The 20,849-nt window shown below is 64.0% G+C and carries 24 protein-coding genes; 10 read left to right on the forward strand and 14 right to left on the reverse strand.

The window, feature by feature from the left end:
• Window positions 1–145: 145 nt before the first annotated feature.
• The 7 genes from IPK09_00440 (at window position 146) to IPK09_00470 (ending at window position 5,495) form a co-directional block, all read left to right on the forward strand.
• Window positions 146–502 carry a DUF2173 family protein gene (locus tag IPK09_00440; protein ID MBK7982083.1) on the forward strand — a complete coding sequence of 119 codons (357 nt, stop codon included), beginning with the start codon at window positions 146–148 and terminating at the stop codon, window positions 500–502.
• A gap of 66 nt (window positions 503–568) precedes the next feature.
• Entirely contained in the window at window positions 569–949 is a 381-nt protein-coding gene (locus tag IPK09_00445) for a DUF2173 family protein (protein MBK7982084.1), read from the forward strand.
• Window positions 950–951: 2 nt separating this feature from the next.
• Window positions 952–1,284: a DUF2173 family protein gene (locus tag IPK09_00450; protein MBK7982085.1), complete on the forward strand. Its 333-nt coding sequence runs from the start codon at window positions 952–954 to the stop codon at window positions 1,282–1,284.
• Between the two features lie 220 nt (window positions 1,285–1,504).
• Window positions 1,505–3,334, forward strand: coding sequence for a L,D-transpeptidase family protein (locus tag IPK09_00455; GenBank protein MBK7982086.1), 1,830 nt, complete (start codon window positions 1,505–1,507; stop codon window positions 3,332–3,334).
• A gap of 74 nt (window positions 3,335–3,408) precedes the next feature.
• The gene (truA, locus tag IPK09_00460; protein MBK7982087.1) at window positions 3,409–4,242 is read left to right on the forward strand and encodes a tRNA pseudouridine(38-40) synthase TruA; all 834 of its coding nucleotides are present in this window, start codon (window positions 3,409–3,411) and stop codon (window positions 4,240–4,242) included.
• Complete coding sequence (locus IPK09_00465) at window positions 4,215–4,646, forward strand: thioesterase family protein (protein MBK7982088.1); 432 nt, start codon at window positions 4,215–4,217, stop codon at window positions 4,644–4,646. Before truA ends, IPK09_00465 begins: the two co-directional genes overlap by 28 nt.
• Before the next feature lie 36 nt (window positions 4,647–4,682).
• Window positions 4,683–5,495: an alpha/beta hydrolase gene (locus IPK09_00470; GenBank protein ID MBK7982089.1), complete on the forward strand. Its 813-nt coding sequence runs from the start codon at window positions 4,683–4,685 to the stop codon at window positions 5,493–5,495.
• 33 nt (window positions 5,496–5,528) lie between these two features.
• Here IPK09_00470 and IPK09_00475 read toward each other — a convergent pair whose 3' ends face one another.
• Window positions 5,529–6,122: a DNA-3-methyladenine glycosylase I gene (locus IPK09_00475; protein MBK7982090.1), complete on the reverse strand. Its 594-nt coding sequence runs from the start codon at window positions 6,120–6,122 to the stop codon at window positions 5,529–5,531.
• A 102-nt stretch (window positions 6,123–6,224) separates the two neighbouring features.
• Here IPK09_00475 and IPK09_00480 point away from each other — a divergent pair, with 102 nt between their 5' ends.
• From IPK09_00480 to IPK09_00490, 3 genes are all read left to right on the forward strand, one after another.
• Window positions 6,225–6,887, forward strand: a complete 663-nt coding sequence (locus tag IPK09_00480) for an SOS response-associated peptidase (protein MBK7982091.1) — start codon at window positions 6,225–6,227, stop codon at window positions 6,885–6,887.
• A 27-nt stretch (window positions 6,888–6,914) separates the two neighbouring features.
• Complete coding sequence (locus IPK09_00485) at window positions 6,915–7,349, forward strand: low molecular weight phosphatase family protein (GenBank protein MBK7982092.1); 435 nt, start codon at window positions 6,915–6,917, stop codon at window positions 7,347–7,349.
• Window positions 7,350–7,557: 208 nt separating this feature from the next.
• Window positions 7,558–7,797, forward strand: coding sequence for a hypothetical protein (locus IPK09_00490; GenBank protein ID MBK7982093.1), 240 nt, complete (start codon window positions 7,558–7,560; stop codon window positions 7,795–7,797).
• A 272-nt stretch (window positions 7,798–8,069) separates the two neighbouring features.
• On the opposite strand, the gene IPK09_00495 is transcribed toward IPK09_00490, so the two are convergent.
• The 13 genes from IPK09_00495 to IPK09_00555 all read right to left on the reverse strand — a co-directional run bounded on the left by IPK09_00495 (window position 8,070) and on the right by IPK09_00555 (window position 20,841).
• Entirely contained in the window at window positions 8,070–8,252 is a 183-nt protein-coding gene (locus tag IPK09_00495; protein ID MBK7982094.1) for a hypothetical protein, read from the reverse strand.
• Complete coding sequence (locus IPK09_00500) at window positions 8,252–9,022, reverse strand: hypothetical protein (protein ID MBK7982095.1); 771 nt, start codon at window positions 9,020–9,022, stop codon at window positions 8,252–8,254. The genes IPK09_00495 and IPK09_00500 overlap by 1 nt, the downstream gene beginning before the upstream one ends.
• Window positions 9,019–9,846: a carboxypeptidase regulatory-like domain-containing protein gene (locus tag IPK09_00505; protein ID MBK7982096.1), complete on the reverse strand. Its 828-nt coding sequence runs from the start codon at window positions 9,844–9,846 to the stop codon at window positions 9,019–9,021. The genes IPK09_00500 and IPK09_00505 overlap by 4 nt, the downstream gene beginning before the upstream one ends.
• Window positions 9,828–10,298, reverse strand: coding sequence for a hypothetical protein (locus IPK09_00510; GenBank protein MBK7982097.1), 471 nt, complete (start codon window positions 10,296–10,298; stop codon window positions 9,828–9,830). Before IPK09_00510 ends, IPK09_00505 begins: the two co-directional genes overlap by 19 nt.
• Before the next feature lie 2 nt (window positions 10,299–10,300).
• Window positions 10,301–10,615 carry a hypothetical protein gene (locus tag IPK09_00515; GenBank protein MBK7982098.1) on the reverse strand — a complete coding sequence of 105 codons (315 nt, stop codon included), beginning with the start codon at window positions 10,613–10,615 and terminating at the stop codon, window positions 10,301–10,303.
• Window positions 10,612–11,313: a hypothetical protein gene (locus IPK09_00520; GenBank protein MBK7982099.1), complete on the reverse strand. Its 702-nt coding sequence runs from the start codon at window positions 11,311–11,313 to the stop codon at window positions 10,612–10,614. Before IPK09_00520 ends, IPK09_00515 begins: the two co-directional genes overlap by 4 nt.
• Window positions 11,314–11,362: 49 nt before the next feature.
• Window positions 11,363–12,394, reverse strand: a complete 1,032-nt coding sequence (locus tag IPK09_00525) for a hypothetical protein (protein ID MBK7982100.1) — start codon at window positions 12,392–12,394, stop codon at window positions 11,363–11,365.
• A gap of 531 nt (window positions 12,395–12,925) precedes the next feature.
• On the reverse strand, window positions 12,926–13,975 hold the full coding sequence (locus tag IPK09_00530; protein MBK7982101.1) for a hypothetical protein: 1,050 nt from the start codon (window positions 13,973–13,975) through the stop codon (window positions 12,926–12,928).
• Complete coding sequence (locus IPK09_00535) at window positions 13,972–18,207, reverse strand: phage tail tape measure protein (GenBank protein MBK7982102.1); 4,236 nt, start codon at window positions 18,205–18,207, stop codon at window positions 13,972–13,974. The genes IPK09_00530 and IPK09_00535 overlap by 4 nt, the downstream gene beginning before the upstream one ends.
• Before the next feature lie 496 nt (window positions 18,208–18,703).
• Window positions 18,704–19,516: a hypothetical protein gene (locus IPK09_00540; protein MBK7982103.1), complete on the reverse strand. Its 813-nt coding sequence runs from the start codon at window positions 19,514–19,516 to the stop codon at window positions 18,704–18,706.
• Window positions 19,513–19,971, reverse strand: a complete 459-nt coding sequence (locus IPK09_00545; protein ID MBK7982104.1) for a hypothetical protein — start codon at window positions 19,969–19,971, stop codon at window positions 19,513–19,515. The genes IPK09_00540 and IPK09_00545 overlap by 4 nt, the downstream gene beginning before the upstream one ends.
• Window position 19,972: 1 nt before the next feature.
• The gene (locus tag IPK09_00550; protein ID MBK7982105.1) at window positions 19,973–20,416 is read right to left on the reverse strand and encodes a phage virion morphogenesis protein; all 444 of its coding nucleotides are present in this window, start codon (window positions 20,414–20,416) and stop codon (window positions 19,973–19,975) included.
• Complete coding sequence (locus tag IPK09_00555; protein MBK7982106.1) at window positions 20,413–20,841, reverse strand: DUF1320 family protein; 429 nt, start codon at window positions 20,839–20,841, stop codon at window positions 20,413–20,415. The genes IPK09_00550 and IPK09_00555 overlap by 4 nt, the downstream gene beginning before the upstream one ends.
• Window positions 20,842–20,849 lie beyond the last annotated feature (8 nt).

Here is a 20,849-nt window from a genome sequence, read left to right on the forward strand (position 1 = left end):
AAGAATGTCCGTCGATACGTTGCGGTAAGCAATGCATTTGGTGAATGCTTTGACTATGTTTTTAAAATGAGGTCGCACGGCTCGAACACTTTCGGCGACCTACTCCGTTTATGATAAGCCAGCCACTAGTTGAGGATAGCACCGGATGAGCATTGTGACCGATCTGCTGGCCAAGCCCGGCGTCGTTGCCGCCGGCGAATACGCCTATCGGGGCGACCGATTTTCCTACCGAGGCGCGTTGAGCGAAAACCACGCCCGCATGGCCTCCATCATGTGTCGCGCCACCACCATGAGCGTCAACATGGAAGCCAGCATGGTGGAAGCCTTGCAACCACTTAGCGGTCTGCTGCCGGCGCGCGGTTGGCTGGTGCACGGCCCCGAATACACGGTTTGCGTGGTGGCCAATGTTTTTTGCCTGCTGGAGAACAGCAAGGGCTCGATCAACGATCTCGTCGGATTCATGTGCCACGCGTTGGCCAACATCCCCTCCGATATGATCTGAAGTTGAATGATTCAAGACCATTAAAGGGAGCAGGAGATGCAGTCCATGACCACACTCGATGATTTGATGAAATTGCCAGGCGCGATGGCCGCCTTCGAATTTCGCGGCAGCGGCGAAATGCTGGAACACCGCATCGCTCACGCGGACCGGATCAACGAATCCACGCTCGATCTGCTGGCGCACATGTGCGCGGCCAACCTGAGCATCGCCACCATGCAGGCGCGCGGCTGGGAGAAAGTCACCGGCATGGTGGGCTTTTATCCGGTCCAGCAATTTACTCTAATCGGCTTCGATTGGTCGGTGGTGGTGAGCGGCTTGCAGCGCGAGCAGTACAAGCAGGCCGGCAAATTCAGTCTGCCGCCGTTCATGGGAGTGGTGTTGGCCAATGAAGCGGCCGATTACGAAGCCGCGTTTGCGATCCTGGAAAGAAAGGAGCCGGTGCAATGAGCATGATCCGGCGGTTGCTGGCTCTGGACGGCGTCAATGTGGTTTGCCATTTCCGCGATGACGGTTACCTGATTGAAGGGTACGGCCTGATGAGCCACAACGACATGGGCCGGCTGGCGCAATTCGCGCGCGATTACCGGCGGATCGCTCAGGGCAACGCCGATCAACTGGCGATGTTCAGCGGCATGAAAGGGTGGACGCCGCCGCACGGCTGGATTATTCGCGGCGTGACCCAATCGCTGTGCGGTGTCGCCAATCTGGTTTGCGTGGTCGACAGCAGCGGTGCGCCCCTGAACGAAATTCTGCTGGAATTGCGCGAAGTATCACATTGGTAGCATTGAATTATTCGCTGTTTGGCCGATCTAATCTTATAATAGCGCTGGGTAATTTGTTGTTTTATGACGCCCAAGTTAGTGGCTTTTTTGATACTTTGTTGGTATGCTGATACAATCGAATAAGCGGTTTCAGAGCCTCAGGGTGTTCGTCTTTATGTCAAAACGGATCGTTTTTTCCATATTGGTTTCCACGCTATTAGGCGCTTGCGCGCTTGATTCCATGTTGGTGTCGGCGCAGGTCGCCGGCGCCGGCAGCCCTGCGGTGGTCAATACACCGGCCGCCGGTCCCGCCGCGGTGGCGGGTGCTTCCACCACCGTGGCCACGCTGCAAGCGGAGCAAAGCGTCAGTTCGGTACAGGACGAACTGGAGCCGGAACCCGCCATCAAGCCCGAGCAGGCGCCGCAGGCTGAAACGGTCGCCGCGCCGCCGCCGCCGCCGTGTCCGAGCGATGGCGGCGGATTGCAAAACCGGGTCGCTTTGCAGATTTGCCAGCAGGTTCGCGCCGAGCCGCCGCCGACTCACGTTACGGTGCAAAGCCGCGACTTGCGCAAACTGGAGTATCTGATTCCCTTTTACGCGCAACGCAACTATCAGACGGCTTGGCTGGGTGCGGACGGCAGGCCGCTACCGGTGGCGGCCGAACTGCTCAAGGTGCTCGGCGAGGCTGAAAGCGAAGGCCTGCGCTCCTCGGATTACGGCCGCAACGCCTTGCAAAAGCTGGAGACCGCGCTCCAGCAAGGCGGTGGCGCGGCGGACGCCAAGCGCTTGGCGGAATTTGATTTGCTGTTTACCGACGCGTATCTGAGCTACGCCTCTCATCTGCTCTCCGGCCGGTTCGCGCCCCGCAAGCTGGATCCCGAATGGGCGATCAAACCGCGCTCTCGGGATCTTGCGCAAGTATTGAACACCGCCCTTTCCAGCAGCGGCGGCATCACCGACTCACTGCGCGATCTGACGCCGAAAGGGAAGGGCTACACGCAATTGCGCGATGTGTTGCAGCGCTACCGCAAGGTCGAGCAAACGGGCGGTTGGCCTATCGTCAGCGGTGCGTTGGGGCTGGGCTCTCAGGGGAACCAGGTGCGGAATCTGAGGGTTCGCCTTCAGGCCAGCGGCGATTTGACTGAAGGCGATGGCGGCAAAACCCCGGCCTACGACAAGGCGGTCAGCGACGCGGTGCGCCGCTTTCAGAAGCGGCACGGCTTGGGAGAAACCGGAACGGTCAACGGGGCGACCTTGACGGCGTTGAACGTGCCGGTCGCCCAGCGAATCCGCCAGGTCGAACTGAACCTGGAGCGCTGGCGCTGGCTGCCGGACGAGTTTGGCGCGCGCTACATCCTGGTCAACATTCCCAACTTCAAGATGAACGTGATTGAAGATGGCAAGCCGGTGATGGAAGCCAAGGTGGTGGTGGGTCGGGAAGAGCGCCAGACGCCGACCTTCACGGCCAACATGGCCTATCTGGTGATGAGTCCGAAATGGTATGTGCCGCGCTCCATCGCCGTAAAGGATAAATTGCCGCAGCTCAAGCGCAATCCCCAGGCTCTGGCGCGGCAGAACATTCGCATTTACAACAGCGCCGGCCAGCAAATCAATCCGGGCGCGGTCAATTGGAAAGCGGTCAGCGAAAATAATTTCAACTATCAGTTCCGCCAGGACGCCGGTCCCCGCAATGCGCTGGGCGGGATCAAGTTCATGTTCCCGAATCCGTATAACGTCTACTTGCACGACACCCCAACGCGCGGATTGTTCAGCCAGAACCAACGTACCTTCAGCTCTGGTTGCATCCGACTGTCCAATCCGGTGGAGTTGGCCGAGTACCTTCTCAAGCACGATCCGAAATGGAACCGGCAGACGATCAAAGCGGCCGCCACCAGCGGCAAGCAACGGATCGTCAACTTACCCCAACAGGTGCCGGTGTATCTGCTGTACTGGACGGTTTGGGTGGATGAGAACGGTTTGGCCAATTTCCGGGGCGACATCTACAACCGCGACAAATCCATGGCGCGGGCTTTGTATCAGGACGGTGGCGCCGGCGGCAAAGGCGCGTAGCGAGCTTGCCGGAGAGCTTGAAAATCCCCCGAGCCCTACCCGGTCGGGGGACTTTCGTTTCAGCGGGGCAGGAGATGCGCGTAGCGCTGGGGGTTGAATACGACGGGTCGGCGTTCCGGGGCTGGCAGGCGCAACGACCGGAGGTAAGAACCTTGCAGGGTTGTCTGGAACAGGCGCTGGCCAAGGTGGCCGATCATCCGATCAAGCTGGTCTGCGCCGGTCGGACCGATGCCGGGGTTCACGGAATCGGCCAAGTGGTGCATTTCGATACTGCGGCGGTGCGCTCGATGCGGGCTTGGGTGTTGGGCGGCAACGCCAATCTGCCTTTGGATCTCAGCCTGAGTTGGGCGTGTGGGGTGCCGGAGGATTTTCATGCCCGGTTTTCCGCGCTGGCCCGCCGTTACCGCTACCTGATTTTTAACCAACCGCATCGTTCCGCCTTGGGGCGGCACCGGGCGGCCTGGTGTCACCGGTCGCTCGATGCCGGTCGAATGCACGCCGCGGGACAATGCTTGCTCGGCGAGCATGATTTCAGCTCGTTCCGCGCCGCCGAGTGCCAAGCCCGCCATCCGTTTCGGGAAATCCGCGCGCTGACGGTGCGACGGCAGGGTGAGGGTATCGTACTGGAGGTTGAAGCCAACGCCTTTTTGCACCACATGGTGCGCAATATCGCCGGCGTGTTGATGGCGATTGGCGCGGGCGACCGACCGGTGGAATGGGCGCGAGCAGTGCTGGAGCAGCGCGATCGCACTCAAGCCGGAGTGACCGCGCCGGCGGCAGGGCTGTATCTGCTGGCGGTGCGTTATCCCCAGCGGTTTGGCCTACCTCCGCCGCCCGCGACCGTGCCGGGATTCATATCAACCCTTGAGGAGCGTGACTCATGCGCGAAAGCTTGCAACCCGGTTTGACCGGTGAGTTTGAATTCGTGGTGCCGCCGACCAAAACCGTTCCCCATCTCTACCCGGAAGCGCCGGAGTTTCAGGCGATGCCCGAGGTGTTCGCAACCGGCTTCATGGTCGGTTTGATCGAGTGGGCGTGCATTCAAGCGCTGTGTCCGCATCTGGATTGGCCGCGCGAACAGACGGTGGGGACGCACGTCGATCTCAGTCACACGGCCGCTACCCCGACCGGTTTCACCGTGAAGGTGAAGGTGCGCTTGGTGGAGAGAGACGGCAAAAAGCTTAAATTCGCGGTCGAAGCGCATGATGGCGTCGATCCGATCTGCCAGGGTACCCACGAACGCTGCGTGATCGACGCCGCCAAGTTCAACGCCAAGACGGCGGAAAAAGCGGCCAAGCGCGGTCGAGATTGAGCGAACGCGTGAATTTGGCGGGCCGGAGCTACGGTGATGCGGCGCGCGTTGGCCGTAGGCGCAACCGTTGGGTTGATCCTTGGAGGAATGTTGATGGCGTTGCTGGCCGCTGGTGAGAGGCTAGTTTATTTTCCGCGACCGCTCGGGCCATCCGAGGGACAAGCCGTCCTGAGCCGTCATCCGCAAGCCATCGAAGTGACGGTGCCGACCGCCGATGGCGTGCGCTTGCACGGCTGGCAGCTTCCCGGCGGCGACGGGCCGGCGCGACCGCTTGTGCTCTACTTCGGCGGCAACGCCGAGGAAGTGTCATGGATGCTGGAATTCGGCACGGTATTCACCGGTTGGGATTTGGTCCTACTCAACTACCGAGGCTACGGGCTGAGCGCTGGCAACCCTAGCCAGCGAGCCTTGTTAGCCGACGCACTGACGATTTACGACCATTTCACCCGCCAGCCCAACATCGACGGCGGTCGCGTGGTGGTTGTCGGCCGCAGTCTGGGCAGTGGGGTCGCCAGCTATCTGGCTAGCCAGCGGCCCGTGCGCGGCGTGCTGCTGGTCACGCCCTTCGACAGCATCACCGAAGTCGCGCGCGGTCTTTATCCGTTTTTGCCGGTGCGGTGGGTCCTCGGCGATCTTTACGATTCGGCCGCGCTGGCGCCGAAGCTCACCACGCCGCTGCGGATGATCGTGGCCGGGCGCGATGAGGTGATTGCCGGGCGGCATTCCCAACGCCTGTTCGAGGTTTGGGGTGGTCCGAAGGATCTGGTGATGATCGCGAATGCGGGTCATAACGATGTCCGAGGCTACCGCGAGTATTGGCAGGCGATTCGCGATTTCCTGCAAAGGTGAGGGCGGATCGGAGCAGCAGCCGACCCGTAGCGTTCAGGCGGCGGGCGGCGCTATGCCCGGTTGTGCCAGTTGGCGGTGGCGAAAACAGTGGGTGAGATGATCGTTGACCATGCCGGCGGCCTGCATGAAAGCGTAGCAAATCGTCGGTCCGACGAATGCGAAGCCCAGCCGTTTCAAATCCCGACTCATCGCCTCCGCTTCCGCCGTCTTGGTCGGAACCTCCGCGATTGCAGTCCAAGTGTTCTGGCGCGGCGCGCCGCCGACGTAGCGCCAGAGAAAGTCACTCAGCGCGCCGTGCTGGTCCCGCAGCGCCAAGTAGGCTCGCGCATTCTTGATGGCCGCTTCGATCTTGAGGCGGTTGCGCACGATACCGGAATCGGCGAGCAACCGAGCGACGCGCGGCTCGTCGTAGCGAGCGATCAGCTCCGGGTCGAAACGGTCAAACGCTCGGCGGTAATTTTCCCGTTTGCGCAGGATGGTGAGCCAACTCAACCCCGCTTGCGCGCCGTCCAGCACGATCATTTCGAACAGTTTGCGGTCGTCGTGGACTGGAACGCCCCATTCCTCATCGTGGTAGCGCACGTACAGAGGGTCGTTACCGCACCAGAGACAGCGTTCCAGGTTCATTGAGAGCGTATCCGGGACAGCGAGTTGAAGAAATAACGACAGACGCACGCTACGCCGGTCGAAGAATAGGTGTCAACGCATTATCACGAGGAGGGCTTTATCATGTGTGGTCGTTTCATTCAGGCGGCCTCCGGTGAAGTTTTGACCCAGCAGCTTGGCTTGATGTTGCCGGCCGATTATGCGCCGCGCTATAACGTGGCGCCGAATCAAACGGTGCTGGCTATCCGCGCCACCGAAAACGGCCGACAGCCGGCGTGGTTGCGTTGGGGTCTGATTCCGGCGTGGGCGCGGGAACCGCGCTTGAAGTACAGCACCATCAACGCCCGCGCGGAAACCGTGGCGGAAAAACCGGCGTACCGGCAGGCGTTCCGCCAGCGGCGTTGCTTGATTCCCGCCGATGGGTTCTATGAATGGCGGAAGGTGGGAGATCGCAAGCAACCGTATTGTATCGGGATGGCCGATGGAGCGCCTTTCGCGTTTGCCGGCTTGTGGGAGCACTGGGCGCGAGATGACGAGGCTGTGGACTCCTGCACGATCCTGGTAACGCAGGCTAACGAACGTATCAGTGAGATTCACGACCGGATGCCGGTGATTCTGGACCCCTTGGATTATGATGCTTGGTTGGATCCGACCGGGCGCGAGGCGGCGCGCGTGTTGCCGCTGTTGCGTTCGTATCCGGGCGAACGCATGAGGCTTTGGCCGGTGGGTTCCGCAGTCAATCGACCCGCCAATCAGGGGCCGGCCCTGATGGAGCCGGTAGGGTGAAATTCGGCGAGGTTAGAAAATAAGATTTTGAAATCAATTATATTTTTATGTACGGGTAATTATTACCGCAGCCGGTTCTGCGAGCTGTATTTCAATCATCACGCACAGCGGCGCGATTTATCCTGGCGGGCCGATTCACGCGGCTTGGCCCCGGATATCACCGTGTTTCGCAATCCGGGACCGCTATCGCCCTATACCCTTGAAGCGCTACGAACGTTGGGAATCCGGCTGGATGAGACGCCACGTCGGCCGCTGACGGTGTATCCCGCCGATTTGCTCGCGGCGGACCGGATTATCGCCTTGAGCCGCCACGAACATGAGCCGATGCTGAAGGCGTATTTCCCTACTTATGAGCCACGTGTCGAGTATTGGGAAGTCGGCGATATCGCCATCGAAGCACCTGCCGAGGCCATCGCAAAGATGATCGAGCTGACCGATCGGCTGCTCGATGAACTTCAGTAGTGGGCATATCGGCTCAGTGCAGGCTTAAAAAATTGACGAGTATTTTATTATTGATACATTAAAAATATTATGATATATTAAACGTGTACCTATAATGCCCGAATATTGGCGGCATTTCAGAGGTTACTCGTTGATTTCTCCTAATTTCCGGGGGCGCACGATGATCGGCAGTGTACTTTATTCCGGTTTTAGCAGTATCCAAGCAGGCATGAAACTGATGGATAGCAGCGCCCGTGCCATCGCCCAGCAAGCGGTGACCGCATCCGATGGGGAGGGTCAGGCGGCCGGCAAGCAGTCGCCGGGGGCTTCTCAACTCATCTCGCCTACCGGGGATGTGACTCGCGCCTTGCTCGAACAACGGCAAGCTTTGTATCAGGTGCAGGCGGGCGCCAAGCTCATCCAGACCAGCGATGACGCCTTGGGCAGCTTGCTCGATGCACTCGCCTGAGCGGCGGGCCTCGGGTCACTTTAGATCCGGGATTTTAAAAGCGGAGAAATTTGGTCGGGGTGACAGGATTTGAACCTGCGACTTCTGCCTCCCGAAGGCATCTAGTGAGCATCATCCATAATTAAATCAATCTGTTGCGCGCTCTTGCGCCAGATCGACCCGACAGGAAACGACACGCCGTAACAGCCCTTAACCGGCGGTTGTCAGAATCGCGTCATACCGATTTGCGCCGCAACGCCGCGCGCCTGTAACCCATGCGCCGCCTCGCGGGGTCAAGATCGGCGCTTGTTGTCCCATGCATTCAGCGCCGCCGTCCTTTTCGCGCAGCCGCAATCCCAGCCAGTAAGCCGCTCGATGCCTTTCACGGTTTGATGGATGCCGACGGTTTTAAACGCCTTCTCGATCCGGTCACCGAGCAATTGACGGCCCGCTGTCCGGGCTTGATCGCGGTTCATCAGTGATAGCTGAACTCCAGCGTCCACGTGAGCGCGGCGTCGTGCGGGCCGTCCCGACACGTCCAAGCCAGCGCGGCGGTGACGGTGATAGCGGTCTGGTGGGCGCCATCGTCGATATCTCCCAACGCCAGCGTTCCCGCCAGCACCGAGCCGACCAGAGCCAGTCCGCCCGGATCGTCGCCGACGTAATCGACGCTCCAAACGGTTTCGATGCCGCCGCTTTCGGTTTCGGCGTTCAAGTGGCTTCCGACGATGGGAAAAACATAGACCAACCGGCCGGGAGACCATACCATCTGCCCGGCTCCGGCCACCGGAGCCGGGCAGCAATCGGCCCCGCCGCCCGGAGCCGCCAGCAAGGTCAGCAGGATCGGCCCCAGGGATTGGTCGCCGCAGTCAGCCGACACCGAGAGCTGGCCCGGCCCGCCGCCGATGGTGGGATACACCAGCAGATCCGCCCCGACCCCCACCGCTTCCGGCGCGCCGCCGGTCCCCGCCGCCGGGGTCCACTCCGTGGACCAGTTCACGTCGCCGCAGGTCTCGCCGAGAACGCGCGCGAGGGCAAGGAGCGGCCCGATAGGCTCGTTTGGCAGCAAGTACGCCGCTTCGCTGATTTCTGTGAAATCCGCGCTCGCATCGGAAAACCACGCCAGACCGGCCGGTGCGGGCCTGCAAGGCCGGGCCGGTTCGACGGCCGGCTGGAGCGTGAGCTTCAGACCGGCGTCTTGGCCGGGAACCGTCAAAACGGGGGTCGTATCGCCGTAGCGCCTCACAGCGTGATCTCCATCGACACAGGCGAAAATCCGTTCGCTTCGACGGTGACCGGATAAGTGCCGCGCGAAATTTTTAAGCGGACGGTTCCAGTCCGGTCGGTCTTCCCCTTTTGGCTGCCGAGGGTCACGACGGCATCGCGTATCGGGGCATCGTTCGGGTCGGCGATTACCAGGGTCGCGACGCCATCGGCGTAAGTGACCCTCAGGCCGCTCGACGGTTGCTCGAACAGTCCGCCGACGCCGGTGACCGTGACGGCCGGAAGCGGTCCGACGGAACACTCGGCGGTCAGGCGCTGCACTTGCGCTTTAAAATCCCATTCCGCATCGAGCGAGCGCATTTTTCCCACCGCCGGCAACAGCGGATGCCAGATCGCGAACCAACCGCCCGGCGGCACGCGCGGCTCCAGATCGGCCGTCATGGAGAGCGTCCAACGCGGTCTGGCGTAAGCTTCAAGCCAGGCGGTCGCGCGCTCCACGGCCGATGCGGCGTCGGTCAGCCATTTGGCCGCGAGCGTGGTTTCCCGTCGGCCATAGAGCGCGGCGCTGTCGGCTTGCAGGGTGGCCGATCGCCTGGCGCTGTTTTTGGACCAATCCCAGTCGTATTCGATTTTGAGCGCGGTATATAAGGTGTCGTGGCGGCAGTCCGCTCTGACATCGCCGATCTGATAGTCCTCGAAGCGCGCGTGCAGGGGTCCGGCAATCGCACCCCCCTCATCTGGCGGCCAGCGCCGGGCGATGCCGGGCATGGCCAGCGACCACAACATCCCGACCGATTCGGCGATTTCGGCGATCTGAGCGCGGATCGTCAGTCCGGACGAGAGCATCCCGGCGATGCGCAGCCCGGCGCAATCGGTTCTAAAGTCCGCGAGGTCCCCTCCTCCAGCGCGTAGCCCGCCATTTTGAGAATATCGAGCAGCACGTCCGCCGGATTCTCGATCAGCGCGCCGGTGTCGGGATGGATTTTCCCGCGCGCGGCGACGGTCAGGACCGCGTTGGCCGGAAGCGGCGCGGCCAGCTCTAACAAGGCGACCGAGTGGCCGGTGGCGTCGGTGGTATTGTGGAAGGTGAACGGTTGCGCGGGCTTGCCGTCGAGGTAAACCGCATCGACGCCGCCGATGGGATGATCGGCGATCAACCAAAATTTTCGGCTCTGATCCGCCTGAATCACGGGCGCCGTACAGCGTCCGTAAACCACGTTTAACGGTTCAGGTTTGGCGAATTTCGGCCAAACGGCGGTCGATCGCAGCGGGACGGCATCCGAGAGGGGTAGCGGCACGATCAGGCTTCCAACGACAAGGCGGCCGAATCGCCGAGCGATACGCCCGCGAGCGATCCCCGAAACCATTCTTCACGGTCTGGCCCGTACAGCGCGCATTCGGCGCGCAGCGGCGGAACGGCAAACAAGCGGGTCGCTTGGCCGTCGACGTTATCGAGCTCGACGGCGGCGTTTCCGGTTTCCGAACCGTCCGCCGGCCGGCGGATCGCGCCGATCCCCGAGATGAGCGGATAGCTCAATCCGGGCGCGCTGTCGCCGAGCGACAGCAGCCGCAGCGGCGGATTGGTGTATATAAGGAGTGATGGGCCTTTAATCATTGCGGCACCGCCGCCAGCGGAATCCGCACGCTCAGCAAACGGCGGTCGCACTGAAAATCATCGGCGTCGCTGAGGTCGATTTCGTCCGCGCCGACCCGCGTCAGCCGCGCCTCGTCGGGCGCTTCGAAGTTGGGAACGAATATGAAGGGCTCATCGTGCTGGCTTTTCAAATATTCCAGCAGCGCCAGCAAATCCGTCCAGTCCTGACTGTTGAGCCAGTTGTCGCCCTCGACGCTCCAGGCAATCTCGCCGCCAGCGCCGCGCCCGATCATCCGCGCCGTTTGCGGGCCGCGTTGCATAAACCAGCTTTCGCGCAGCGTGACGCTGGCCAGCGGCCAAACCGGTGACCACGGCACGCCGCACCAGAGCCAGCGGAGGCTGCCCTCCGGTGCGGCGGCCACACTCAGCCGCACCCGGCGGCAATCGGCCACCGCCGCTTGGCCTTCCAACACCAGCACGACCAGGCCGCGCCGGTAGGTCGCTGACCGCATCCACAGCACCGCCCCGACATCGCTCAACCCGGAAACGGTAAAGGCCGCGCCCGGCGGGCAATCGTGCCAGATCGCCACCGCCGCGATGGCCGTGTCCGCCGCAAAGTCGGCCGTCCAGTCCGCGCCCTCGCCCGTCCAGCGCCACGCTCCGCGATCCGGCGACCGGGCGAGTTTGGGGCGTGGGGCTGCTTCACATCGAACGCCCAAGCGTCGCCCGCCGCGAACGCGGGCGCGGGGCCGGGCTTGAAGGTGAGGCTCAACCCGTCCGCCAGGGGATGGGATCGTCGGTGATGGCCAGATCGCCGCTCCACGCACCGTTGTCGCGCCGCCATCGGAACGTTCCGCCGGCCACCGCGAACTGAAATTGATCGCCGAGCGCGAAGGAAATCCCCCCTTGCCGGACGCGAAATTTCAGGCCGTCATGGTCGTAAAGCGGCTCCGAGCCGATGGGCGCGGCGTAGGTCGGCCAGTTCGCGCCCGCCGACCCGCGCACCGTCCAGGTCAAGGTGTCGTCGCCGTCCTGGCCGCCGGCCAGCTCGAGCGGGGCGGCGGCGATAATCGGGATTTTGATCGTGTCGCCCGCCTGATAGGTCTTGGGTGGGGCGGCGTCGTTTTCGATAGTGAAGCTGAACTTGTCGCCGGGCAACAGCCGTTCGGGGCAGGCGCAGCGGATGATGAACCCAAATTCCTGGGTCGAAACGATCCGCGTTTCGCCCCGCTCGTCCAAAACCTCCACGCACGACTGATACGGCGCGTTGGTGCAGGCGGGCAGGTACTCCCGCCCGTTGACCCGCCACTCAAACTCGCCTTCGCACGGCTGCCAGCACTCGCTTCCCTGTTTTGTGCCAGCGTCAGTTTTTGGGATGAGACCCGCCAGGGCACGCACGTAGTCCATCGCGGCCTGGTAGCGGCGGACGAACTGGTTGACGGACGAGCGGATCGCGCCGATGTCGGTGTTGACGACCAAATCGCCGTCCTCGATCGGGCCGAAGTCTTGGATGGTGATCGATGATTCCAAAAACCCCCCTGACACGGCGTCTTTCCAAGCCAGACTGACCGTGGAGCCGTCCACCGGCCAAGCCGGATACTGGTGCAGCGTGGCCGCGCCGACCGTGGTGGTAGTGTTCGGGTTGATCTGCGCGGACTGGACGACGCGGTATTTGTGGCCGGTCCACAGGTGCGGCGGGGGCACGAAGACCGACCCGGCGGCATATTCGGTCCCAAGCATCGCGGTGGCGAGTCCCCCCGCCGCGGCGAGCGCGGCGAGCGCGGCGAGGTCCGTTTGCATCTGGGGCCAGCCGTGCGGTCCATTCCGTCCTGGCGGCTTCGACCGCGTAGGCGTCCTGAATCGCTCCGCTGAAGGCGGAGGTAATCTGATCGCACAGCTCCATGTCGTAAAACGAGGCGCGGACGCTGCCCGATCCGGCCGGCAAGGCGGTGTTGGCGCGCATGAAGCCGTCGCGCCAGGCATAGAGCGCTTCCAGCGCTTGTTGCAGGTGTGGGTCCAGGGCCATGCTGGCTCCTTCCTCGACGTCGACGCCGAGGCATTTAGGGTTGAGTCTGCCGTCGATTCGCGCCCCGTCGCAGGGACAATCGGCGGAGGGTTTTCGGGTGTAGACCACCTCGACCGTCATGGCCTTGGCTTTCGCGCCGGCAACCAGCGGTTTGACGCACAGTTCGACGCCGGGCGCGCCGTCCGGCCGGTAAGCGAAGCTGATGTCCTTGACCTTGATCCGCCCCGTGGCGGCGGCGGCCGGCGGCGGCAGCACGCGCGGCACGGTGAAGCCGTAGCCTCGCGGGTTTTGGTACGCGGTCCCGGTCACGCAGTCCGGCATCGCGCCGGAGACGCTGCCGGACACCCCCAGCGCTCGCCGCCGAGGGTATCGGTATCGGCGCAGGTGATCGTGACGATTTCGGTTGGCGCGTCGGCCGGGGCATCGACCGCCCCCAGTCCCGGAAATTTGGCGTTGCCGGCGTAGGCGGCGGGCAGTGCGTAGGCGTCGGTGCGCAACGGCAGCTCGTCGGCAGCCATCCCGCCGGGCGTTTTATCCTCTACCACCACCCCCAGAACGTCGACCAGGTTCGAGCGGGTCTTGATGGCGTTGAGCAGGTCGAACAACGTAACCATGCCGGGGTACGGCTCGATGGTCGCGCCGGCAGTGACAGTGACCGCGTAACTGCCGGTCAGCGCATAAACGGGCGTTTCGGCCGGCAGGTCGCGCACGATGGGCGGATCCAAAACGTAGGCCCAATCGTTGTCCTTGAAGGTCTTGTATTGCCGGTAGACCTGTGGGTCCGATCCGAATCGGAGGCGCGGGGTGCGCGGGTCGATCTCGCCGTCGGCGGTGAGCGGGTAGCCGCCGAAATCCCACTGCGGCCCCTTGAACTCCGAGGTGCCGGTTTTGGCCTCTTCGAGGAAACTGTAAACGGTCGGCGCGGCGCTGATAGCGGCGGTCGAAACCGCGATTTCGATGCCGTTGCCGGCCGCACCCTCCGTCTTTGCGACCAATGTGACCCCGTAGAAATCCACCGCCGCGCGCTTGGTCGGCACGCCGGTGCTGGCCAGCAGCAACGTGAAGGTTTGGGCCGGGACGCCGGCGCCCGAAAGCTCCGAGATCGCGCCGTTGCCCGCGCCGGCGAAAACTGGCGCGGAAAGCATCCCCGATCCGTCGGCGGTCACGATCTCGATGTCCAGGGCCGTATCGTCCGCGCCGGTGTAGCCGCCCTCGATAACCGCCCGTGCCATGCCTTGGCGGGATCGCGCCAGCGGAAACGCCGTCGCCTCGGCGGGCAGGATCGAGCTGGCCGCGATGGAAGCCAGCGCCGCCGCGTTGCGGTCGTTCGATAAAAAGCGGTGCGGGCTGGTCACTGTCTTAGCCTCGATACCTTGTCGAGCACGGGGATGACGTTGCGGCGGACGTACTCCTCTGACGTGAGCTTCGCCGGGTCGATATAAAAGTGGTTGGTGACGTTGGTCACGCCGCTGGCCGGCGCGCGGGAGGATCCGCCGGCCGACTGCGGCGGGGCGGTTTGATCGATCTGCTGGCGGCGTTTGGCCCTCTCCTCGGCCTCGATCTGCTGGAGCTTGAGCCGGTGCAGTTCCTCCGCCCGCGCCTTGGCCTCCTCGAACTCGCGCTGTCCTTCTTGACCAGACTTTTGGCGCAATTCTTCCAGCTTGCGCAACTGGTCCTCGTAATCCAGTTGTTCGAGCGTCTTCTTGTCGCCCTGAATCTGGAGGATTTGCTTTTCGTAGTCGTCGGCCAGCCCCGAAAGCGCGTCCTTGGCTTCCAGGGCGGTGTTTTTGATGTCGTCGAGCGTTCGGACCGCTTCCTCGCCCGAGCGGGTGATGCCAGCAATTCCACGTACGCCCTGCTCGGCCATGAACACCAGCTCGCGCCGCGCTCGATCCGCCTCGGGTCCGATACCGGAGGCGGTCTCGACCAGGGCTTGCAGGTTGCGGTTGAATTGGATTTCGGTGCCCGCTGCGCTATCGAGCCCTTGGGCCAACTGACCGACGGCGCGGTTTAAGCTTTCCGCGTCCTTCGTCGCACGCGCCATCGGGTCGGTGTTGATCGCCTTCAGCGCGGCTTGGCCCTTTTCGCTCAGTTCGCCGAAGTTCTGGGCGGCATAGCCGATCACGGTGGCCATTCGCCGGGTTTCGCGCTCCGCATCCGCCGCCGCTGCGGCTTGGGCTTGCAGGGTCTCGGCGTTGCGCTTGGCGGTTTCGGCCTCGGCTTTCGCGCTGTCGGCGCGGGCCTGCTCGGCGCTCTGGAGGTCGCGCAGCTTGGCGATTTTGGCGTCGATGGCCGCCAGTTCCTCGGTTTTGGCCTTGGCGTCTTTTTCGGAGACCAGCACCGCCAAACGCTTGGCGTCGAGGAGGTCGATCTCTGTTTGAAGTTCCGCTTTTTTGGCGTCCGCCACAGCCTGCGCCTTCTCGATCTCGGCTTGCGCGATCTTGACGCCCAGCTCGGCCGCGCGCGCGGTGTCGCCCTTAGCTTGCGCCTGCTTCTGCTCGATGTCTAAATCGCGCAACTTGGCGTCGTAGGACCGCTCCACCGCCTCGGTCTCGCGTCCGGCGGCGGTGGCCTTTTGGTCGTAAAGCCGGATCAGTTGCCCGATGGGGCCGGCCATGATCTCGGCTTGGCGGGCTTCACGCTCCTGAAGCGGTAAATATTTTTCAATGTGAGCGATGCTCACGCCGAGCGCATCGGATTTATCCATTAACGCTTCGATCACCTTGCGTTCCGCGTCGGTAACCTGTCCGTCGGCTTGCGCTTGTTGATAAAGTTTCTGGATGTTGGCGTCAACCTCGTCGCGCTGCGCCCGCAACTGCTCCAAGCGTTCTTGCGAGAACTGAACTTCTTCTTGTGTGGCTTTGGCGACTTCTCTAGCCGCCTCGGCCTCGTCTCCCCTCGCCCTGGCGAGTTCGATGGCGGCTTGGGTTTGGATGCGCGCCCTCTCTTGCCAGCGATCCATGGATTCAGTCCCGCGCTCGGTTTCTTCGCGGGCGTCAGCCAACCGCTTTATTAAGGCGTCGAAAGCGGCGTCTTGGCCGAGGTTTCTAGAGCGATCCGCGATCATGGCGAACGCGGCGCTGACCTGTTCGCCCGTCAGTTTTCCGTCTTTGCCCAGTTGCTCGATTTTCTTCCGCAGCGCGTCAAGTTCTGCTTGAGTTTCTAGCTTTGGGATCATCGCCAGAATCGCGGCGTTGATTTCCTTGCTGGTGGCTTGGGTGTTGGCCGCGATGCCGTTGAGGGATTTCAGCATCTCCTCGCCGGAGGCGGTCATCCTGCCCGACATGACGCCCGCCTCGACCCCCACCTTGTCGAGAGCCTGCGCGAGTTCCAGGTTGGCCCGTTTTTGGGCGGCGCTCAATTCGTTTTGATGGGTGATTTCGCCGGTCAGTTGGTCCCAGACCAACCCCATTTCGGCATACTTTGCCTTGAGCCGTTCGGCGGTTTCAGCCTCTTGCGCGTTGCGGGCAATTTTGTCTTCTTGGACTTTCGCGCTGAGGGCGGAGGCGGCCGCCGCCTGCTGCTCGGCTTCCTGCTTGGCCTTTAATTCAGCGGCGGTTCGCTTTGCGGCGGCGGCGGCCAGTTCCTCGGCCGAAGCGATCCGGGTGATCGCGCGTTCGGCCTCGCCGCCGCCCTCGATTAAATCGTAGAGCATCGTGCCGATGCTGCGCCCGCCGCTCGCCCATTCGACTGTTTTATTGATGACGGTTCCCAGCGCGTACCCCAGCCCGCCCGCCGCCCCGGCCAGTCCCGCCACCAAGCCCGGCAGGCCGGCGAGCGACGACAGCAGCCCGGCGACGGCCGGATTGAGCGCCAGGAACCGCGAGAGCAGGCCGCCCAGCATCGCGCCGACTGGCAGGCCGGCGGCGGAGAGGAGCCGCAACGCGCCGACGAGCAAGCCGATTTTTAGCGTGAGTTCCACCGCCGACCCCACCGCGCCGAAAATCAGGCCACCCAGCGAGGAGATTGCAGGCAACACCTGATTGGCGGACGCGGCGAGGCCGGTGATTTGTCCGGCCAGATTGGCGAGCGTCGGGCTGTTGTCGGAAACCGTTTTAAACAGAACATTCAAACTGTCGAGGAGCGGCTCCAGGCCGTCCACCACGCCCGCCACGTACTGCGAGAAATTGCCCATCAGGCCGATGAGCGCTTGCAGCAGGTTCCGCAGCCCCTCAACCGTTGAAAGGTCCATGCCTTCGGTGAGCGCGGCCACCGCTTGCCCGAACTCGCCGGAAAACGCTTTAATGCCATCGGTCAGCGGACGCCAATCGACGCCCGCCAGCGCGTCGTCCAGGTTGGCGGCCATCGCGGAAAACAAATTTTCGACGGCGGCGATCTGCGGCTTGATCGCGTTCAAAAGCGGCGCGAGGTCGCCGGCCTTGACCGCTTTATCGAACGCGGCGGCCAAATCGCCGGTCGCGCCGATGACGCCCGCGACCTGCGGCTTGAAGGTGTTGCCGAGCGTGACGGATAGTTGCCGGAACGATTCCTCGGCCCGCTTGCCCTTGGCCTCGGCAGTATCGAGCCGCGTCTCGATTTCCTTCATCGCCGATCCGGCGCTAGCCGCCGCCGTTTCGGTGACGCCGAGATAGCTGTTCAGGTTATCGAAGACTTGCGCCATGCGGCCGGCTTGTTCGATGCCGACCAGTTGGCCGATGACATACTGCTTGGTGGCATCGTCCAATCCGACCATGGCCTTGGCGACATCCAGGAAGATGTCCTTGCCCGAACGCAATTTGCCGTTGAGGTCGGTTTGCGAAACGCCGATGCTCGCCAAAGCTTCCTTGACCGGCGCGGTGTCGGCGGTGAGCTGCTGCAATCCGGTTTTGAGGGCGTCGGCGGCCTCCGAGCCGGAGCGGTAGACTTCGATGACGGGGACCAGCAAACCGGCCGTTTCCGCCATCGAGAAGTTCATCCGCTTGGCGATGGGGGAAATGCCCGCCATGCCGATAGCCAGTTCCTTGACGTTGGTGGCGTACTTGTTGCTGACTTCGTTGAGCAGATCGACGGTCGAGGCCGCCTCGCCGGCCGGCGCCTTGAATCCTTTAAGTATCGATACGAGGTAATCGGATGCTTCGCCGGCCTCTATCTCGCCGGCGATCATCAGCTTGACGCTCTGCTCGACTAGATCGAACGCCTCTTTGGCGTCGTAACCCGCCTGCACGAAATAAGCCATCGAGGCGACGAGCGCTTGGCCGCTTTGCGCGTAGCGGGTGGCGAGCTGGTTCAGTTGGTCGCCGTACTCCTTGGCTTTTTCCTTGTCGCCGTTGAGCACCTTGGCCAGATCGGCCAGCGCGGACTCCCAATCCTTGCTGGCCTTGTAAGCGTTGCCGGCCATATAGCTGGCGATGCCCATTGTTGCGGCGCTGAGCGCCAGAGTGTTCTTGACCGCCTTCGCCAGCGGTTTGGTGCTCTCGTCCGCCGCCTCGCCGAACGCCTTCATGCCCTCGGCGGAGCGGGCGAACTCGTTGCCCGACAGCAGCTCCTGGAGCTTCTTGACATGGGCGTTGACGCCTTCGATATCCTTCGTGGCGAGATCGACGGTCTTGATGATGAGTTGGAGCAGCAGTTCGTTCCGATTCGCCATGTTATAAACTCGGGGGGCGGAGTGGGGGGGGGGGGGGGGGCGGGGGGGGGGGGGGGGGGGGGGGGGGGGGGGGGGGGGGGGGGGGGGGGGGGGGGGGGGGGGGGGGGGGGGGGGGGGGGGGGGGGGGGGGGGGGGGGGGGGGGGGGGGGGGGGGGGGGGGGGGGGGGGGGGGGGGGGGGGGGGGGGGGGGGGGGGGGGGGGGGGGGGGGGGGGGGGGGGGGGGGGGGGGGGGGGGGGGGGGGGGGGGGGGGGGGGGGGGGGGGGGGCGGGGGGGCGCGGGGGGGCGGGGGGCGGGGGGGGGGGGGGGGGGGGCCGGGGGGGGGGGGGGGGGGCGGTCTGGGGGAAAAATGGAGGGCCAGACCATCGGGGCCGCCGAACGCGACTCTCAAACGGCTCCTTGGGCGCGGCGTTTCAATTTGAAACGGGGCGACGGGCGGGCGTTGATTCCCGCCGCGGCGCGGGCGCGGTTGCTTGGGGCTGGACCACTCTTTTGGGCTCAAGGCGCGGCGAAGGTCAGCGTTTCGATCTCATACGGACCCGCCTTGCCGTTCGGCGTGCTCATCACCCCGGAAAACTGCGGCTTGAAGTAGTCGCTGCCCGCGAAATCGGTTTCGGTGGCGCTGGTTACGGCGATCTCGTGGATGACCAGATGGATCGAGGACTGATCCACCCGATTGGTCCCGAACATTTCGACGTTCAGCGTGACTTGGGCCTCGGTGTTGCCGATCAGGTTGGTGCCCGTCACCGCGCCGGCGTCGTAGCTCCACTTGCACGCTTCGTTGGGTGCGATGGTGCTGGTCGCCGGAATCCAGACCAAGCCGTATTGCAGCCAGATGTCTTGCAGCACGTAATCCGTGCCGGCCACCAGCACCGCGCCGGCCGCGTGCTTGCCCGAGAAGCCGGCGACGGCGATATTGCGGTGCGGGAGCTGGAGCCAGTCGCCCTTGCGCGGCACCGGCACCGCCTCGTCGGTCACGTCGGCCGCCGCCGCTTCGTTGACGGCCTCCACCGTCCCGCGCAGCGCCAAGCGGATCAGCTCGGCGTTGGCGTCGTCGGTTTCGAAGGCCACCTTGGGCTCGGCGGCTTCGGTGGTCACCGGGTCGGCGCGCTGGCCCCACATCTTGCGCAGCTTGAGGGTGCGGGTCTTGACGGTGGTCTCGCCGGGGTTGATGGCGAGCTTGACCGGGGATATCGGGCCGATCCGCGCGCCGAAGTTACCGTTGGCGTCCTTGAAGCGGATCAGGATGTCTCCCTCGTAAATCGCGCCTTTGAGCTGTAGGGCGGCGCGGGCGTCGACGGTGGCGGTCATGGCGATACTCCGTGGTCGAAGAAAAAGGTTTGAGTCCAGGCGACCGCCCACAGGGCGACGCGCAGGTTGTTGACGTGGCCGGTGTAGAGGTTGTCGGCGGTGATCGACTCGATTTCCGGCGGGCGGCAATCGCGGTCGGTCCGCCCCCAGAGCTGGTGAGGCAGCAGGTCCACGATCTGGATCGCCCGGTCCATCGCCAGTTCGGCTCGGGATTCGGCGGGCGTGTCCGCGCCCAGGCAATACGCGCCGAGGCGCAGGTCGGCCGCCCAGCGGTCCCGGCCGCGCGAGGCCACGCGGGACAGTCCGAGCGCCGCCGCCAAAATGCAGGGGGCCTTGCCGAGCAACATGGCGATCTCGCGTTCGGTGAAGCGCCCGCCGTGGCTTTCCACCCGCAGCGGCGCGAACTCGGCCGCCAGGCCGGCGGCGACGGTGGCGAGCGCGCCCGAAAGGTTCACGTCACGCCCCCAACATCCGGTCGATCCAGCGTTCGGCGATGTCCAGAAGCGCTCGTTCGTCCTCGTCCGACACGCCCAGGAAAGGCCGGGCCGGAATCCCGCCCCGCCCGAACTGATGGGTGGCGGCGTAAATGACGTTCGTGCCCCAGCCGGCGGTTTGGCGGTCGGCGAAGGCAGTGATGCTTTGGATGAGCGCGCCGGTCGCGTCCAACAGCGATTGGCCGCCGTGTCGCGTTGCGGCATAGCCCGGCGACCATTCCGGCCAGGGCGTTCCATCAGGGCCGCGCTTCTCGAATTCCATCCGCCGCCGCGTCTGCGCTTCGCCTTCGGCGGCCAACTCCCGCAGCAGCGGCTCCGGGTTTTTCAGCCCGGCCAGCAGCCGGCTGACGCGCGAGTTTAGCGCGGGCAGACCTTCGAGCCGGATTTCGATGGCCGCGCCGCTCACAGGACGCCCCGTCCGAACAAGCGAGGTTTACCGGTCGTGTAAACGAGCAGTACGCCCGCCGGATTCGCGGGGGGCGTCTGCGGTAACAACTTGCCGCCGGCGATGCCCGCCAAGGCGGCCAGCGCGTCCTCGTAGCGCCTGCGGCGGTCCTTGAAATCGTCCTGACTGGCGATGGCGGTCGGCGTCGCTTGATAGAGCGCGATGTCGACCACCAGATCCGTCAGCCAAACCGGTGCGGGAGGCGCGAGCGGCACGGTGAAACCGGCCGGCGAGACCCGCAGGTAACCGTCCGCCTTGGCCGACGCCTCCTCGCACGCCAAAGCAATGGCGGCCGGATCGAGGTTCCCGGCCGGATCGCGCGGGCCGGCTTGCGCCAGTTCGCCCGGATAGCGGGCCTCGATGTCGGCTTGGGTGGCGTAGGCCATGGCGCGTT

Source organism: Candidatus Competibacteraceae bacterium (assembly GCA_016713505.1).
Classification (GTDB): Bacteria; Pseudomonadota; Gammaproteobacteria; order Competibacterales; family Competibacteraceae; genus Competibacter_A.

What these genes read in the sequence shown, in the direction of transcription:
- IPK09_00440 (MBK7982083.1), top strand. Translation starts at nt 146, where the DNA reads ATGAGCATTGTGACCGATCTGCTGGCCAAGCCCGGCGTCGTTGCCGCC.
- IPK09_00445 (MBK7982084.1), top strand. Translation starts at nt 569, where the DNA reads ATGAAATTGCCAGGCGCGATGGCCGCCTTCGAATTTCGCGGCAGCGGC.
- IPK09_00450 (MBK7982085.1), top strand. Translation starts at nt 952, where the DNA reads ATGATCCGGCGGTTGCTGGCTCTGGACGGCGTCAATGTGGTTTGCCAT.
- IPK09_00455 (MBK7982086.1), top strand. Translation starts at nt 1,505, where the DNA reads ATGTTGGTGTCGGCGCAGGTCGCCGGCGCCGGCAGCCCTGCGGTGGTC.
- truA (MBK7982087.1), top strand. Translation starts at nt 3,409, where the DNA reads ATGCGCGTAGCGCTGGGGGTTGAATACGACGGGTCGGCGTTCCGGGGC.
- IPK09_00465 (MBK7982088.1), top strand. Translation starts at nt 4,215, where the DNA reads ATGCGCGAAAGCTTGCAACCCGGTTTGACCGGTGAGTTTGAATTCGTG.
- IPK09_00470 (MBK7982089.1), top strand. Translation starts at nt 4,683, where the DNA reads ATGCGGCGCGCGTTGGCCGTAGGCGCAACCGTTGGGTTGATCCTTGGA.
- IPK09_00475 (MBK7982090.1), bottom strand. Translation starts at nt 6,122, where the DNA reads ATGAACCTGGAACGCTGTCTCTGGTGCGGTAACGACCCTCTGTACGTG.
- IPK09_00480 (MBK7982091.1), top strand. Translation starts at nt 6,225, where the DNA reads ATGTGTGGTCGTTTCATTCAGGCGGCCTCCGGTGAAGTTTTGACCCAG.
- IPK09_00490 (MBK7982093.1), top strand. Translation starts at nt 7,558, where the DNA reads ATGAAACTGATGGATAGCAGCGCCCGTGCCATCGCCCAGCAAGCGGTG.
- IPK09_00495 (MBK7982094.1), bottom strand. Translation starts at nt 8,252, where the DNA reads ATGAACCGCGATCAAGCCCGGACAGCGGGCCGTCAATTGCTCGGTGAC.
- IPK09_00505 (MBK7982096.1), bottom strand. Translation starts at nt 9,846, where the DNA reads ATGCTCTCGTCCGGACTGACGATCCGCGCTCAGATCGCCGAAATCGCC.
- IPK09_00515 (MBK7982098.1), bottom strand. Translation starts at nt 10,615, where the DNA reads ATGATTAAAGGCCCATCACTCCTTATATACACCAATCCGCCGCTGCGG.
- IPK09_00525 (MBK7982100.1), bottom strand. Translation starts at nt 12,394, where the DNA reads ATGCAAACGGACCTCGCCGCGCTCGCCGCGCTCGCCGCGGCGGGGGGA.
- IPK09_00535 (MBK7982102.1), bottom strand. Translation starts at nt 18,207, where the DNA reads ATGGCGAATCGGAACGAACTGCTGCTCCAACTCATCATCAAGACCGTC.
- IPK09_00540 (MBK7982103.1), bottom strand. Translation starts at nt 19,516, where the DNA reads ATGACCGCCACCGTCGACGCCCGCGCCGCCCTACAGCTCAAAGGCGCG.
- IPK09_00555 (MBK7982106.1), bottom strand. Translation starts at nt 20,841, where the DNA reads ATGGCCTACGCCACCCAAGCCGACATCGAGGCCCGCTATCCGGGCGAA.